Below are 14,370 nucleotides of genomic sequence, written 5' to 3'. Positions count from 1 at the left end.
TGCTTCTTACTGCTGGGCTGCCAGCACCTCCATCCGGCCCATCGCCGTGCGCGCCGAGAACTGCGGACGATACATGTCCTCGACGCTCGCGGCCGGATGGTCGTAGACGCCGGGGGTCACGGCGCGCACGACATAGGCGAAGGTCATGTCACGGTCGGCGCCGGAATTCTGGTCGAAGGCTGCGACGAAACGGTCGTAGCGGAATTCGACATGGGCGGGCTGAACTTCGCTGAGCCAGTCGAAGTTCGACAATTGTGCACTGTTGACGATGCTCGGATTGTCGATCTCGAAGCCTGCCGGCAGGAGATCGGTCACGAGAATGCGCTGCGGCCAGTCATTGTCCTCGGTCACGTGCAGCACGACCACATAGCGTTCGTTCTGCTGTGCCTGACTGACATTCGCTTCTTCGCCATCGAGCGTGTAGTACTTGCGCTCGATTTTGAAGCCGTTGCCGCCGGCCGGAAGCTGCGCAACCGGAGCCGCGACCGTGGTGACGGCAGCCGACAGCGGCTGGCGCGTCGTGTTGGTGACGGTCAGCGGATGGCCCATCAGGGCATCGCCGGACATCTGCGCCATGTAGGTGCCGCTATGGGCGGCGCCATTGACATCGAGCGTCAGGCCGTCATCGCCATTTTGCAGGGCGCGGGCGGCAAGGAGCATCCAGGTCTGCTCCTGGGTGCTGGTATATTTCCGGCTCTGCCAATCCTTGGCGACGACGCTTGCGAGTTCCGGAATGATCGGCGGCACCGGGCGGCTTTCGGCGGCCAGCGCCAGCACGGCGGCACCGTCGCGCAGCGATGAACCGTAGTCCGAGCGAATGAAGCTGACCTTGGTGACCGCCGCTTGCTGCGACATCTGCAGCGAGTCCACGAAGATGTTGCGCGAGCGCTGAGCATCCCCATAAAGCGACAGAGCCGAGGCCAGGTGCGCCTTGGAAAGCGGCGTCGGGAAGTCGTTCAGCATCGTATCCGCATAGTAGCGCAGATCGCTGATCGAGGCCTTCTTGTTGCGCGCCAGCACGTAGAGCGCATAGGCGATCTCGTTGCCGTTATCCTTGACGTTGGTATTGGCGCTCAGCGCATTCTGGAGGTTTTCGAGCCCCTGCACCATGGCCTGATCCGGCACATTGTACTTCTGCTCGCGGGCGCGGGTCAGGAAGTCCATCACGTAGGCATCGAGCCAGAGATCGCCGGAGCCCGGCCCCCAGAGGCCGAAGCTGCCGGTCGAGGACTGGTAGGACATTTCGCGATAGATGGCGTCCTGCACACGCTTGCGGATCTCGGTATCGTCTGCAAGGCCGTTCTTGATCGCCATGTCGCTGAAATAGAGCAGCGGCATGGCGCTGCTCGCGGTCTGTTCCGCGCAGCCGTAGGGATAGTGGCTGAGGCTCATCAGGAGCGCCGGTACATCGAAGGCGCTGGAGCGGCTGACGTTGACGCTGACCGAGGCACCGGGCAGCACGCTGTCGGCGAGAAGATCGGCATTGACGGTCAGGCTCTTGCCGGGGGCAAGCGCGATGACGCGCCGTTCGGTCAGGGGCAGCTGCGATGGACGAACCGGGATATCGACCGATTGGTCGAGCGACATGCCTGAGGCGTTCGAGAGCTTGATCGAAACCGTGCCGTCACCCGGCTGCCCGCCGGTCAGCGGCAGCGTGATGTTGTATTTGCCGCCAGTCGCCAAGTTGATCTTCTGCTGCGTGGCATTTGCGTCCACCGTCACGGCGCTGTTGCCTGTCACCGCAAGCGTGTACTCGCCGGCGGGCGCATCGGTGTTGGCGACGTCGAGACGCAGGTTGGCCTTGTCTCCGGGCGCCAGGAACTTCGGCAGGCTCGCGGTGACGACGACCGGATCGCGGATGATCACGTCCCGTGTCGCGTGGCCGACGCCGGCCTTCGACCAGGCAACGGCCATCAGCCGCGCCGTGCCGTTGAACTGCGGAATGTCGAAGCTGACATTGGCCTTGCCGTTGGCATCGAGCTTGATCGGACCGGAGAAGAAGGCGATCAGCTTTTCCTTCGGCGGGCTCGCTTGCAAGGCCGCCTGTCCGCCGTCGCCGCCGGTGCGTAGCTTGCCGGTCGCGCCGAGCGAGCCATCGATCAAGCGACCATAGATATCGCGGATTTCGAGGCCGAGCTGGCGCTGGCCGTAATACCAGTCATCCGGTGCCGGCGGCTGGTAGCGGGTCAGGTTGAGGATGCCGACATCGACGGCGGCGATCGTGACATAGGCGTCCTCATTGGCGCCTGCGCCTGAAACCTGCAGGCCGATGTTGAGCGGCTGACGCGGCAGCGTCTTCTCGGGCGCGTCGATCTTGATTTGCAGCTTGCGCTCGCCGGGGTCGACCGGCGCCCATTTGATGCCGATGGCGCGCATCGGCATGCGGCTTTCCTGGGCGTCGCCGGGGCGGAAGAGGGTTGCGGTCAGATAGGTGCCGGCACCCCAATCGGCCGTGACCGGGATATCGACTTCGCCGCCCGTCGCACCGATATCGGCATTGGTGACCGAGATCAGCGTTTCCGAGCCTGCCGCCACCATCAGCTGGCCGGCATAGCGCGAGGTTACCTTGAGCTTGGCGGTATCGCCGACATGGTAGCTTGCCTTGTCGAGCGCGATTTCAAGCGCATCCGGCGTTTCCGTCGAGGTGGAGGCCACATACCAGCCGGCATTGAACTCGACGCTCGATTGCGGGCCGTTCGCATCGGCGGTGGAAACTTCGAGGCGGTAGCGGCCCCAGGTGACGGGCATGGAAATCGCCGCGCCATCCGTCGTGGCGTTCACCGTGCCGACCGCCACCTGCTTGGTGGACATGATCGGCTCGAACTTCCAGCTGTTGCCGTCGCGATACCATTGATAATTGCGCTCGACACTGAGCAGCTTCCAGGTCAGGCCCTGCATGGCCTGTTTCTGGCCGTTGGCATCGACCGCGATGATGTGGAAATTGCCGACGGAATTCTCGCCGAGATCGCCGTCGAATTCCGGCTTGATGCCGATGCGCGGTCCATCCGCCTTGACGGGCAGGGTCAGCGAACGCTCGACGGCGCGGCCGCCGGCTTCCTGCATGCGAACCGTGATATTGGCGTTCAGCAGCTGCGTGGTCGAGGGCGTGTCGTTGATCGTGACGTTGAAGGTCGTCTTGCCGTCTTCGTCCAGCGCCTGCAGGTCTTCGAGCGGCACTTGCGTGCTCTCGGCCTTGCTGTCACCGCTGCTGCTGTCGTCGTCGTCATTGTTTGCGTTTGCCTTGCCGGCGCCCTCGTCTGCAAGCCCGAACTGATAGCCCTTGTAGGCATCGCTCTGGCGGGTCGGCTTCAGCGTCACTTCGCCTTCGAGGTTGAGGCCGGCGGCCGGCGCACCATAGAGGTAGCGCCCATCGACATTAACAGGCGTCGGCTGGCCGACCTCGATCTCCTTGGCGTCGCTCTTCATGTCGAATTCGATGCGATCCGGCACGAAATCGTCGACAAGGAAGGTCTGCGAGCCGATCGAGGCGCCCTTCGGGTCGGTATAGATATTCATCGTCCAGGTGCCGCGCATCGAGGTCTGCTGCAGCGGCAGGTCGACATTGTAACCGCCGAGCTTGCCGCCGTCGGTGACGATGCGGCGGTCCTCGACGCCATCCGGGCGCAGGAAGACGAAGGTGAGCGGCAGGCTATCGACCGCGGTCGAGCTGGCGTCGCGAGCAAGGGCGGAGGCATGCACGGTTTCGCCGGCACGGTAGATGCCGCGCTCCGTCCAGGTGAGCAGGTCGATCGCGCCAGGCGCGGTTCTGCCGGCAACGCCACGGTCGGAAAGATCGAAGCCGGCGCGGGTCATGTCGAGGAAGACGTAGTCCTGATCGCCGTTCTGAGCGGTGATGACGGCCGGCGTCATGCCCGCCGTGCCGCGCATCAGGCCGGCGCTGAAGACAGCGCGACCATTGTCGTCGGTCTTTGCGGTACCGAGGATTTCGTTGTTCTTGGCAAGCAGCTGCAGCTGGATGCCGGCGAGCGGCTTTGCGCTGCCGAGCGAGCGGGCAAAGACATTCAGTCCGTCGGTGCCGGCATAGGTGGTGACGCCGATATCGGAAACGACGAACCATTGTGTCGCCTGCGGATCCCATTCATGACCGCTGTTGGGCGCAACCGCTGTCAGCACATAGACGCCGGGCTTGCGCTGTGGCAGAGCCTCGTCGACCGGGAAGCTGGTCGCGACTTCCTTGTTGAGCTCCTGTTTGATCTCGATGGAACCCTGCCAGACCAGCTCGCCATTGGTGTCCTGGATGGTCTGGGCGCTGTAGCTGTCCACCTGCGTCAGGAACTGCGAGTTGTTCAGAAGCTGCGCGATATTGCGGTCGCCGATGCGATAGAGTTTGAGATTGGCCGAGGTGGCGTTGACGGAGACGATCGGAATGCCGCGGCGAGCTGTCGAGGGCAGGACGAAATTGTCACCCGTGAAGCGCAGCGAAGCGGCGCGATCCTTGACGTAGATATCGACATTGACCTGCGAGGCGAGGTTTTCGTCCACGGAGGAGGGCAGGCCGGCGCGCAGCGAAATGCGGTAGTGCTGGCCGAACTCCAGGCCTTCGACGCAGATCTGGTTGTCCTTGGCATCGACGCCCTTCGGTGCGGCCCCGTTGAGGGTGACGAAGGGGGTGTAGTCGACGCCGTTCTTCACCAGCTTTTCGGAGAACTGCACGCAGGCGCGCGGCGAAGCATTGTCGTTGTCGAGCGTGTTGCCGGTGACACGGAAGCCCTGGCGGGCCAGAAGATCGTTATAGGCTGCCTGGACGGCGGCGGAGCTGACGAGATTGAGGCTGGCCTTGTAGGCATTGAGCGCCGGGCGGTAATTCTGCGCGTTCTTCAGCGCCTCGGCCAAAACCGCCAGCGCATCGGCGCGGCTGCTCGTCGTGCGGGTCAGCTGATAGCCGTTGAGAGCCGCATAGGCGGCGCGCGTGGCAACGGACGTGTCGTTCGTGATCGTATTGGCGGCGCGTGCCATCTCGACCCACAGATCGCCATTGTCGGGGCTGAGCGAAAGCGCGCCCTGGAAGGCGTTCAGCGCATTATTGACATTGCCCGAGGTCAGTTCGATGCGGCCGAGCGCAATCAGGCTTTCGACACCCTGGCCCTTCAGCTCGCTGCCGAGCGTCAGCGTATTCTTCGCGTCGCGCGCGCTCTGGACGAAATTGTCGGAAAGGAAGGAAAGTGCAGGGGCGGCACCAATATCCGGCTCGCTGGTTGCGGCCGTCTCGACGATCTTGCCGGCGATCGCGCCGGGGAAGTTGTTGAGCTGGTTGAAGTCCGACTTCATGAAGCACCACTTCACCTTGGGATTGTAGGTGAAGGCCTTGCAGGACTTGTCGCCGATGCAGGAGGCGGAGCATTGGTCCAGCGTCACATTCTGCTCTGTGCGCAGATCGAAGCCGAAGTAATCGCCATCCTTCGTGGTGACCACCTGGCGCTTGACGTCAGCCGCGACCGAGGGGTTCAAGGATGCGAAAGTGGCGAGAAGAAAAGCAGAGAAGCCGATAAACGCGCGCTTAGACATAAGTCCTCCCAACGCTGCCGGTTTTTGATGGCGGCAATCTTCAAATTTCGGACCCGTTTGTCAACCGAGCGTCGAGCGCCGATGTCGGCTTTGCGCTCATGACGATCTGCTAGAAGCTTGAAAGAGGCTGCAAATCAGGCAGTTCGTATGTTCAGCCACGCATCGGCGAGGCTTCACTTTTCTTTTCAGTCCCAGAATGACACCGGCCCTGATGGCCGGTGTCTTCGCCTGGGCAGGAAAGGCAGCCCATTTGTCATATATTCGTCATGGCCAGAGAGGCATCCGTATACCGTTTGCCGGCAACCGTTTCGGGCGTGATAATGTCGCTGAGTTCCTTCACTTCCTTCGGCGACAGCACGATATCGGCAGCCGACGAATTCTGCTCGAGATGATGCAGCTTGCGTGCGCCCGGGATCGGCACGATATCCTCGCCCTGGTGCAGCACCCATGCGAGCGCCAGTTGTGCCGCCGTGACGCCCTTTTCTTCGGCCAGAGCCTGAAGTCTTGCGACAAGCGCCGCGTTGGCATCGAAATTCTCGCTCTGGAAGCGCGGCAGTGAGCGGCGGAAATCATCGGCGGCAAGGTCGTCCGTCTTGTGGATCGCGCCGGTCAGGAAGCCGCGGCCGAGCGGGCTGTAGGGCACGAAGCCGATGCCGAGTTCGCGGCAAGTGGCGAGCACATCTTCTTCCGGGTCGCGGCTCCAGAGCGAATATTCGCTCTGCAAAGCAGCGATCGGATGCACCGCATGGGCGCGGCGGATGGTGGCGGAGCCGGCTTCGGACAAGCCGAGCGCCCGCACCTTGCCCTCTTTCACCAGCTCCGCCATGGCGCCGACCGTGTCTTCGATCGGCACGTTCGGATCGACGCGATGCTGATAGAAGAGGTCGATGACATCGGTGCCGAGCCGCTTCAATGAAGCCTCAGCGACTTGCCTGACATGTTCGGGCCGGCTGTCGACGCCGATCATCGCGGCCGGGCCTGATTTCGTGTGATCGAGCTTGAAGCCGAATTTGGTGGCGATGACCACGCGGTCGCGAACGGGCTTCAGGACGCGGCCGAGCAGCTCCTCGTTGGTGAAGGGGCCATAGGTTTCGGCGGTGTCGAAAAAGGTGACGCCGAGATCGACGGCACGATGGAGCGTCTTGACGGATTCGGCTTCGTCGGCGGCGCCATAGGCAAAGCTCATGCCCATGCAGCCGAGCCCAACGGCGGAAACGGTGAGATCCTTACCAAGCCTGCGGGTTTTCATGGTGTGTTCCTCTTGCGATGTATGGGAGCGGCAGTGGTCGATGCCTGCTGCCTACACGCTCAAGTTAGGATTCCGGATAATGAATGAAAATCCATGCAAATCCTAATGAGCTGTTCTATAATTTAGATCAATGAACAGAACGCAGCTCTCCCAACTTGCGGTATTCGCCGCCGTCGCCGCCCATCGCAGCTTCCGCGCTGCCGGCAAGGAATTGTCGATCGCACCGTCAGCGGTCAGCCACGCTGTCTCCAGCCTCGAGGAAAGCCTCGGCGTGCGGCTGCTCGCCCGCACCACGCGCAGCGTGCTGCCGACCGAGGAAGGGCAGGCATTGCTTCAAAGGCTGGCGCCGGCTCTCGAGGAAATCGACATCGCGCTGGAGGATACGCTTGCGACCCGAGGCCGCCCGGCGGGCACGCTGCGCATCACCGCACCGCGCTTTGCCTCCGATCTGCTGATGGCGCCGCGCATCGGCGATTTCCTCAATACCTATCCCGATATCACGCTGGAGATCGCCAACGAGGATGGCTTCAGCGATATTGTCAAGGACGGCTATGACGCCGGCATCCGGCTGGAGGAGAGTATCGAGGGCGATATGATCGCGGTGAAGGTCTGCCCCGACATCCGCACCGTGATTGCCGGCTCTCCGGCCTATTTCGAGAAGTATCCAAAGCCTCTGCATCCGCGCGATCTCGTTCATCATCGCTGCATCAAACGGCGATTTACCGATGGTTCGCTCTATCGCTGGGAGTTCGAGAAGGATGGCCGCGAGCTGATCGTGGCGATCGATGGCCCCCTGATCGTGATCGAGGACCGACTGGCGGTGTTGGCGGCCGTCAATGGCGCCGGCCTTGCCTATCTTTTCGATATCCGCGTGCAGCAGGAACTGGCCGAGGGCAAGCTCATCCGCGTGCTCGAGGACTGGTGTCCACCCTATCCGGGCTTCTGCATCTATTATCCAAGCCGCCGCCAGATGCGCCCGGCACTCAGAGCCTTCATCGATTTCTTTAAATATACCGGACCCTAGAGCGCCCGGAATTGCGTCCGAAGAACCTATGCACGACTGCTGACAGAAATCGGGTGGCGGCAATGCCATAACTCGTCTCGACTGATCGGATGGTTTCAGGAAGGGATTGCAGCGATGAGAAAACCGGGATCGATGAAGGGGCTTGAGGAGCTCGGCCGCGTCAGGCTGTCGAAGAACTTCTTCTTTCGCGATTTCCTGCATTCGGAAATCGCTGATTTCTATCGCATTCCCAACATTCCCGAAGATCCGGATTTGGCGATCGAGACCGGACGCAGGCTCTGCGAGGAACTGCTGGAGCCGCTCGAGGCAACCTTTGGCCGGCTACATATCCGCTCGGGCTACCGCTCGCCCGAGGTCAACGCCTTCGGCAACAGGAACGGGCTGAATTGCTCGACCAACCCGCACACCGCCGCGCATCACATCTGGGACATGCGCGATCTCGATGGCTGCATGGGCTCGGCCGTCTGCATCGTCGTGCCCTGGCTGATCGATCACCACAGCCATGAGGGCGATTGGCAGAAGCTTGCCTGGTGGATCCATGATCATCTGCCCTATGCGTCGCTCTGCTTCTTCCCGAAACTATGGGCCTTCAACATCCAGTGGCACGAGCGACCGATGCGGACCATCCAAAGCTATGTCAGCCCGCGCGGCATGCTGACCAAGCCGGGCATGGCGAACTGGGAGGGCGATCATTCCGCCCACTATGAGGGCTTTCCGAAACTCAGATAATGACACGATAGCGGATATGCCCGTCGCTCTCGACATAGGTGTCGTAGAGTTTGCGGGCGGTCGCGTTGCCTTCTTCGGTGTGCCAGTAAAGACGCGCCCAGCCGTTCTTCTTGCAGAGCGCGACGAGATCGTCGAGCAGCGCCCGGCCGACACCACGGCCTCGGGCGCATTCGTCGACGAACAGGTCTTCCAGATAGCAGTCCGGCGCGCGCACCCAGGTGCCCTCATGCGTGATGCAGAGCGTGAAGCCCTTCACCTCGCCACCGACTTCGGCCACGCGCATGAAGATCGCCGACGCCGGATCGAAGACCCGGCGCCATGTCGCATCGGTGATGTCGGGCGCGATGGTGACGCCGTAGAAGGCCAGGTATCCGTCCCAAAGCGCACGCCAGCGCGCTTCGTCTTCGGGCCTGGCGTCTCGGATTGTCACGGTCATCGGTCTGCCTCTATCTATTCACCGGCTGCGTCGAGCAGGCGCATGGCATCATCGGAAAGCGAAAGCTTCGCCGAATTGATTAGCGCGTCGAGCTGGCTGAGGCTAGTCGCGCTGGCGATCGGGGCGGTGACGCCGCGCTTGCGCAGCAGCCAGGCAAGCGCGATCTCGGCGAGCTTTGCGCCGGTTTCGGCCGCGACCTTGTCGAGCGCTGCGAGGATGCGAAGGCCCTTGTCGTCGAGATAGGCGGCAACCCGGTTCTCTCTCGCGCGCCCTTCCGTATCCGCCTTGGTGCGATACTTGCCGGTCAGGAAGCCGGCGGCGAGGCTGAAATAGGTGATGATGCCGATGTCTTCCCTGACGCAGAGATCTGCCAGCGGTCCCTCGAAACTGTCACGGGCGTAGAGGTTATATTCGGGCTGCAGCACATCGTAGCGCGGCAGCCCGGCCTTTTCGGCAGCATCCAACGACGCCTGGAGCTGCGTTGCACTGAGGTTCGAACAGCCGACATGGCGGATCTTGCCCTGTTCCTTCAGCCTGGCATAGGCAGCAAGCGATTCCTCATGCGGCGTCTCGGGGTCGGGCCAGTGCGAGAGATAGAGATCGATATGGTCGGTCTGCAGCCGCTTCAGCGATGCCTCGGCCGCCTCGATGATATAGTCGGCCTTGAGACCCTTCTTGCCGGGACCCATGTCCGATCCGACCTTGGTGATGATAATGGCCTTGTCGCGCGAAACGCGGCCCTGCTTCAGCCATTTGCCGATGATCTCTTCGGAATCGCCGCCCTTGTTTCCGGGAACCCAGCGGGAATAGACGTCGGCCGTATCGATCGTGTTGAAGCCGGCATCGAAGAAGGCGTCGAGCAGTGCGTAGGAGGTTTTCTCATCGGCCGTCCAGCCGAAGACGTTGCCGCCGAACACGATGGGGGCGACAGACAGATCGGTTCGTCCAAGCTTGCGCATGTCCATGATATTTCTCCAGATCACTTGAGAGCAGACCGGCGAACGGACGCCGGAGGGGAGGGACAGGGCAAGGCTAGCGGCCTTTCGCGATGAACGCCACAAACGATTTCTTTATTCGGCAGCCGAACGCCGATAGTGGCTCGGCGGCAGCGTGTTGTACTTCGACCAGACACGCCGCATGTGCCGGGGCGAAGCGAAGCCGGATTTTTCCGCGACGCGCTCCATGTCCAGCCGCGAATTGGCAAGTACGTCGCGCGCCAGCGTGACGCGCATCAGATTGACATAGGCCGTGACCGACAGACCGGCATGCTCCTGAAACAGCCGGGAAATATGCCGCGCACTCATCACGCCGATGCCGGCAAGTTCGGAGAGCGACCAGCTATGGGCCGGATCGGCCATGATCGCATCCTGAACCCGGTGGATGGCGGGATGTACATGGTTGCGGCCGCTGAGCCAGGGCGAGAGCTGCGGTTCGGCGCCGGTCCTCCGCATGTAGACGACCATATGCCGGGCAATGGTCAGCGCCGTCATGGGCGATGTCAGCCTGGAGGCGAGATGCAGCATCAGGTCGGTGCCCGTGGTGATGCCGGCGCTCGAATAGCGGTCACGATCCTCGACATAGAGCCGGTTGTCGAGAACCCTTGCCGTCGGGGCATGTTCCCTGACCTCGTCGAGGCAGGCGGCATGCGTGGTGCAGGCATAGCCGTCCATCAGGCCGGCGCGGGCGGCGAGCACCGCTCCCGAGCAGATGGTGACGAGGGTGATGCCCGGATGGATTACGCCTCGGAGCCAGGTCGCAAGCTTGGCAAGCTCCGGCTCGATATCCTCGGCATTATCGGGCGGCGTGACGCTGCCGGACAGGATGACATAGGCGCCATCGGGAATGTGATCCGGCAACGGCCTGAGATCGGCAAGCGTCAGCCCGACCGAAGTCGTCTGCGATGGCTGGGCAGCGATAAACTGATAGTCGAACAGGACGTCGTCCTGTTCGATATTGGCGCGGCGCAACACCTCCACCGGCCCGGCCACGTCCATCAGCAGCGTATAAGGCGGCAGGAGGACGTAAACGGGAATGATCCGCCGATGAACGCGCCGGTCGCCTTGGGTCATGCAGCACTCCGGATCGATGCGTCGGCAAGCGCTTCTTCGACGGTTGCGATGCGGGCGAAACGGCCAGACAACACCAGTTCGCTGCGCCTCTTGATATCCTCGGCGCTGAAGACGGTTCCCGAGGCATGCGTCATCGGAAAGGTCAGCGTCGCCTCGGTGACGTAGTCGACTTCATAGCCCAGATCTGAGGCGTGCCGTGTCGTCGTCTCGCAGCATTGCTCCGTGCGAATGCCCGAAACGATCACCTTGCGGATGCCGTTTGCCACCAGCCAGACATCGAGGCCGGAGCCGACAAGCGCCGAGTGGCGACGCTTGTGAAACACGGCATCGGCCTCGAGAGAGATTTCATCGAGCTTGCGCACGAATCCGCTGTTCAGGCTGAAATGCGCGTCGCTGTCCTCGACATGGAAAATCTGGACGACGGGAATGCCCTTCGCCTTCGCGCCGTCGATTAGCGCCTGCAGGCGGTTTGTGAAGGCAGGCAGGTCGTCCGTTCGCCAATAGGGGCGCTGGCGAAAGGATTCCTGTACGTCGATGACGAGCAGTGCGGTATCCGCGTGGGACATTTTCGTATCTCCTGTGCTTGAAGGATAGCCGAGATTAGGCGTCGCTTGAAAGCTTCAAAAGCCATCTGGCAGACAGAAAGAGGACAAATACGGACATGCTTGATGATCGTCATGCCGTCATGTTTGCGTAGACTGGCTGTCTCGGGCGTTGCGCCTCTGGGAAGGGCCGAATAAGGTTGGCGTCGATTTCATCGAGAGCGTAACGGCCTTCGTTTCGCTTTACCCACCGTGTTCAGAAAATATCCCGCCGGAAGAGCCGGGTGGCGATCGTCGCCATGCAGCCGTCTGCTTCGGGATGATGCTTTAGGAGAGAGATCATGCTGCGTTTCGGAATTCTGTCGACTGCGAAGATCGGCCGCGATCTGGTGGTGCCCGCCATTCAGGATGCGGAAAATTGCGTTGTAACGGCCATTGCCAGCCGTGATCTCGCCCGTGCGCGGCAGATGGCGGATCGCTTCTCCGTGCCGCACGCTTTCGGCTCCTATGAAGAGATGCTCGCCTCTGACACGATCGACGCCGTCTACATTCCCCTGCCGACCTCGCAGCATGTCGAATGGACGATCAAGGCGGCCGATGCCGGCAAGCATGTGCTGTGCGAAAAGCCGATCGCGCTCGAGGCGGATGAGATCGACAGCCTTATCGCCGCGCGCGATCGCAACAAGGTGCTGGTGACGGAAGCCTATATGGTCACCTATGCACCGGTCTGGCGGAAGGTTCGTTCGCTGCTCGCCGATGGCGCGATCGGCCGACTGCGCCACATCCAGGGCGCCTTCACCTATTTCAACCGCGATGCCGGCAACATGCGCAATATTCCCGCGCTTGGCGGCGGCGGCCTGCCTGACATCGGCGTCTACCCGACGATCAGTACCCGTTTCGTCACCGGTCGCGAGCCCCTGCGCATTCAGGCAGTGACGGAACGCGACCCGGAATTCGGTACCGACATCTATTCCAGCGTGAAGGCAGACTTCGGCGATTTCGAACTGACCTTCTATATCTCGACGCAGATGGCCAACCGCCAGGTCATGGTCTTCCACGGCACGGAAGGCTTCATCGAGGTGAAATCGCCTTTCAATGCCGATCGTTATGGCGCGGAAGAGCTGGAGCTGACCAATCGTGGCCATTCGGAATCCCAGATTTTCCGCTTCCCTGACAGCCGCCAGTACAAGCGCGAGGCAGAGGCCTTCGCATCGGCCGCACTTGGGGAGGGCGCAGAAATAGTGTCGCTGGAAAGCTCGAAGCTCAACCAGAAGGTCATCGATGCCATCTACCGCGCCAGCGAGAAAGATGGCTGGGAGCCGGTCTGAGCGTTTTCTCAGGAATTTTGCCGGTGGCGGAAGACGAAGCGTGAATAGCCGAAGAAGCTGAATGCAGTCGCCGCCGCCGATGCAAGCGTCAGCGCGATGATCGGCCGCAATAACGGCTCGGTCATCAGCAACGAGCTGAAGAGGGCGTAGTTCAGCAGAGCCGAGGTCAACCCTACCGAACCATAGCGGAAGCCTTCTGCCGCAAGCGAACGGTTGGATCGGCCGAAGGTGAAGTTGCGGTTGAGCACCCAGGTTGCAAGCAGTGCGCTCGGTATGGAGATAGCACGCCCGACAAAGGGGCCGACGGGCGTGAACCATATCAAGAGATGCAGGACGCCCGCATCGACAACGAAACCGATGCTACCGGCGATCAGGAAGCGAAAGAGCTTCTTCATGCGGCCTTGGCCCTTTTCTTCCGGCTTGCGGGCTTCTCGATTTCCGCCACGTAGACCGTCCTGTCATCGCCGTTTTCACGCGAGGACGGCTTGGGCAGGCTCATGTAGTGAATGCGCAATTGTTCGGCGCGGGCGCGCGCCACGGAATCGAGGATGATACCGGCCGTGAACAGCATGAAAGCGATCATCGTCAATGCCACGGAAAGCACCCAGGTCGGCATGCGCGTCACCATCCCGGTCTCGAAATATTCGACAAGGACCGGAATGCCGAAGCCGATGCTGAGCTCCACGGCAATGGCGCTCAAGATGCCGAAGAAGGCGAAAGGCCGCGTTTCCTTCATCAGCATCGCGAACATCCACAGGATCTTGCCACCGTCGCGGAAGGTGGAAAGCTTTGAATGCGAACCTTGGGGCCGCCGTCCGTAATCGAGTTCCAGTTCGCTGACGGGCAGCTTCAGCCTGGAAGCATGGACCGACATTTCCGTCTCGATCTCGAAGCCGCCCGACACGGCCGGAAAGCTCTTGACGAAGCGGCGCGAGAAGGCGCGGTAGCCGGAGAAGATATCGGTGAAATCGGCGCCGAAGATGGTGCGATAGAGCCAGTTGAAGATGCGATTGCCGAAGGCATGGCCCTGTCGTCCGGCGTCGTTCTGGACGTTGCGGCGCGTGCCGACGACCATGTCGGAGCCTTCCGTCAGCAGCGTGCGGATCAGCTCTTCGCCGTCCTCGGGCGCATAGGTTCCGTCGCCGTCAGCCATCAGATAGATGTCGGCTTCGATATCGGCGAACATGCGGCGCACCACATGTCCCTTGCCCTGCCGACGCTCACGCACGACGCTCGCGCCGGCGAGCATGGCATGTAGCGCGGTGCCGTCGGTCGAATTATTGTCGTAGACGTAGATCGTGGCCTGCGGCAGCGCCTTGCGGAAGCCGCGTACGACCTCGCCGATCGTTGCGGCTTCGTTGTAGCAAGGCAGGAGGACGGCGATGTTCAGCTTCTCATTCCACATGGTCTTGGCCGGTTGCTACGCGTGAAGTCAAGTTGAGGCCCGATTGACGATCCGGACGAGAG

11 protein-coding genes are annotated in these 14,370 nt (G+C 61.8%); 3 read left to right on the top strand and 8 right to left on the bottom strand.

Annotation, left to right across the window (positions count from 1 at the left end; translation table 11 throughout):
• Positions 1-6 precede the first annotated feature (6 nt).
• Together GA0061100_RS30825 and GA0061100_RS30820 are read right to left on the bottom strand one after the other, a co-directional pair.
• Positions 7-5,526 (bottom strand): alpha-2-macroglobulin family protein, encoded by a 5,520-nt coding sequence (locus tag GA0061100_RS30825; protein ID WP_075856665.1) that lies wholly within the window; start codon positions 5,524-5,526, stop codon positions 7-9.
• Between the two features lie 253 nt (positions 5,527-5,779).
• Entirely contained in the window at positions 5,780-6,775 is a 996-nt protein-coding gene (locus GA0061100_RS30820) for an aldo/keto reductase (RefSeq protein WP_075856664.1), read from the bottom strand.
• Positions 6,776-6,905: 130 nt separating this feature from the next.
• Between GA0061100_RS30820 and GA0061100_RS30815 the strand changes: the two genes are divergently transcribed.
• Both GA0061100_RS30815 and GA0061100_RS30810 read left to right on the top strand, forming a co-directional pair.
• Positions 6,906-7,799, top strand: a complete 894-nt coding sequence (locus tag GA0061100_RS30815; RefSeq protein ID WP_075856663.1) for a LysR family transcriptional regulator — start codon at positions 6,906-6,908, stop codon at positions 7,797-7,799.
• 114 nt (positions 7,800-7,913) lie between these two features.
• Positions 7,914-8,528 (top strand): hypothetical protein, encoded by a 615-nt coding sequence (locus tag GA0061100_RS30810; protein WP_075856662.1) that lies wholly within the window; start codon positions 7,914-7,916, stop codon positions 8,526-8,528.
• Here GA0061100_RS30810 and GA0061100_RS30805 read toward each other — a convergent pair.
• From GA0061100_RS30805 to GA0061100_RS30790, 4 genes are all read right to left on the bottom strand, one after another.
• Positions 8,521-8,964 (bottom strand): GNAT family N-acetyltransferase, encoded by a 444-nt coding sequence (locus GA0061100_RS30805; protein ID WP_075856661.1) that lies wholly within the window; start codon positions 8,962-8,964, stop codon positions 8,521-8,523. The genes GA0061100_RS30810 and GA0061100_RS30805 overlap by 8 nt on opposite strands.
• 14 nt (positions 8,965-8,978) lie before the next feature.
• Positions 8,979-9,929 carry an aldo/keto reductase gene (locus GA0061100_RS30800; RefSeq protein ID WP_075856660.1) on the bottom strand — a complete coding sequence of 317 codons (951 nt, stop codon included), beginning with the start codon at positions 9,927-9,929 and terminating at the stop codon, positions 8,979-8,981.
• Positions 9,930-10,034: 105 nt separating this feature from the next.
• Positions 10,035-11,033, bottom strand: a complete 999-nt coding sequence (locus GA0061100_RS30795) for a GlxA family transcriptional regulator (protein ID WP_075856659.1) — start codon at positions 11,031-11,033, stop codon at positions 10,035-10,037.
• On the bottom strand, positions 11,030-11,599 hold the full coding sequence (locus tag GA0061100_RS30790) for an isochorismatase family protein (protein ID WP_075856658.1): 570 nt from the start codon (positions 11,597-11,599) through the stop codon (positions 11,030-11,032). The genes GA0061100_RS30795 and GA0061100_RS30790 overlap by 4 nt, the downstream gene beginning before the upstream one ends.
• Positions 11,600-11,916: 317 nt before the next feature.
• Between GA0061100_RS30790 and GA0061100_RS30785 the strand changes: the two genes are divergently transcribed.
• Entirely contained in the window at positions 11,917-12,903 is a 987-nt protein-coding gene (locus GA0061100_RS30785; RefSeq protein WP_075856657.1) for a Gfo/Idh/MocA family protein, read from the top strand.
• A gap of 8 nt (positions 12,904-12,911) precedes the next feature.
• Here GA0061100_RS30785 and GA0061100_RS30780 read toward each other — a convergent pair whose 3' ends face one another.
• Together GA0061100_RS30780 and GA0061100_RS30775 are read right to left on the bottom strand one after the other, a co-directional pair.
• On the bottom strand, positions 12,912-13,298 hold the full coding sequence (locus tag GA0061100_RS30780; RefSeq protein ID WP_075856656.1) for a GtrA family protein: 387 nt from the start codon (positions 13,296-13,298) through the stop codon (positions 12,912-12,914).
• Positions 13,295-14,308, bottom strand: coding sequence for a glycosyltransferase (locus GA0061100_RS30775; protein WP_075856655.1), 1,014 nt, complete (start codon positions 14,306-14,308; stop codon positions 13,295-13,297). Before GA0061100_RS30775 ends, GA0061100_RS30780 begins: the two co-directional genes overlap by 4 nt.
• Between the last annotated feature and the right edge of the window lie 62 nt (positions 14,309-14,370).

This window comes from Martinezella hainanensis, from assembly GCF_900094555.1.
Taxonomy (GTDB): Bacteria; Pseudomonadota; Alphaproteobacteria; order Rhizobiales; family Rhizobiaceae; genus Rhizobium; species Rhizobium hainanense.
This window is presented reverse-complemented; position numbering and strand designations above follow the sequence as displayed.

Excerpts from the sequence above, each read along its gene's own strand:
- GA0061100_RS30825 (WP_075856665.1), bottom strand. The coding sequence starts at position 5,526 with ATGTCTAAGCGCGCGTTTATCGGCTTCTCTGCTTTTCTTCTCGCCACT.
- GA0061100_RS30820 (WP_075856664.1), bottom strand. The coding sequence starts at position 6,775 with ATGAAAACCCGCAGGCTTGGTAAGGATCTCACCGTTTCCGCCGTTGGG.
- GA0061100_RS30815 (WP_075856663.1), top strand. The coding sequence starts at position 6,906 with ATGAACAGAACGCAGCTCTCCCAACTTGCGGTATTCGCCGCCGTCGCC.
- GA0061100_RS30810 (WP_075856662.1), top strand. The coding sequence starts at position 7,914 with ATGAGAAAACCGGGATCGATGAAGGGGCTTGAGGAGCTCGGCCGCGTC.
- GA0061100_RS30805 (WP_075856661.1), bottom strand. The coding sequence starts at position 8,964 with ATGACCGTGACAATCCGAGACGCCAGGCCCGAAGACGAAGCGCGCTGG.
- GA0061100_RS30800 (WP_075856660.1), bottom strand. The coding sequence starts at position 9,929 with ATGGACATGCGCAAGCTTGGACGAACCGATCTGTCTGTCGCCCCCATC.
- GA0061100_RS30795 (WP_075856659.1), bottom strand. The coding sequence starts at position 11,033 with ATGACCCAAGGCGACCGGCGCGTTCATCGGCGGATCATTCCCGTTTAC.
- GA0061100_RS30790 (WP_075856658.1), bottom strand. The coding sequence starts at position 11,599 with ATGTCCCACGCGGATACCGCACTGCTCGTCATCGACGTACAGGAATCC.
- GA0061100_RS30785 (WP_075856657.1), top strand. The coding sequence starts at position 11,917 with ATGCTGCGTTTCGGAATTCTGTCGACTGCGAAGATCGGCCGCGATCTG.
- GA0061100_RS30780 (WP_075856656.1), bottom strand. The coding sequence starts at position 13,298 with ATGAAGAAGCTCTTTCGCTTCCTGATCGCCGGTAGCATCGGTTTCGTT.
- GA0061100_RS30775 (WP_075856655.1), bottom strand. The coding sequence starts at position 14,308 with ATGTGGAATGAGAAGCTGAACATCGCCGTCCTCCTGCCTTGCTACAAC.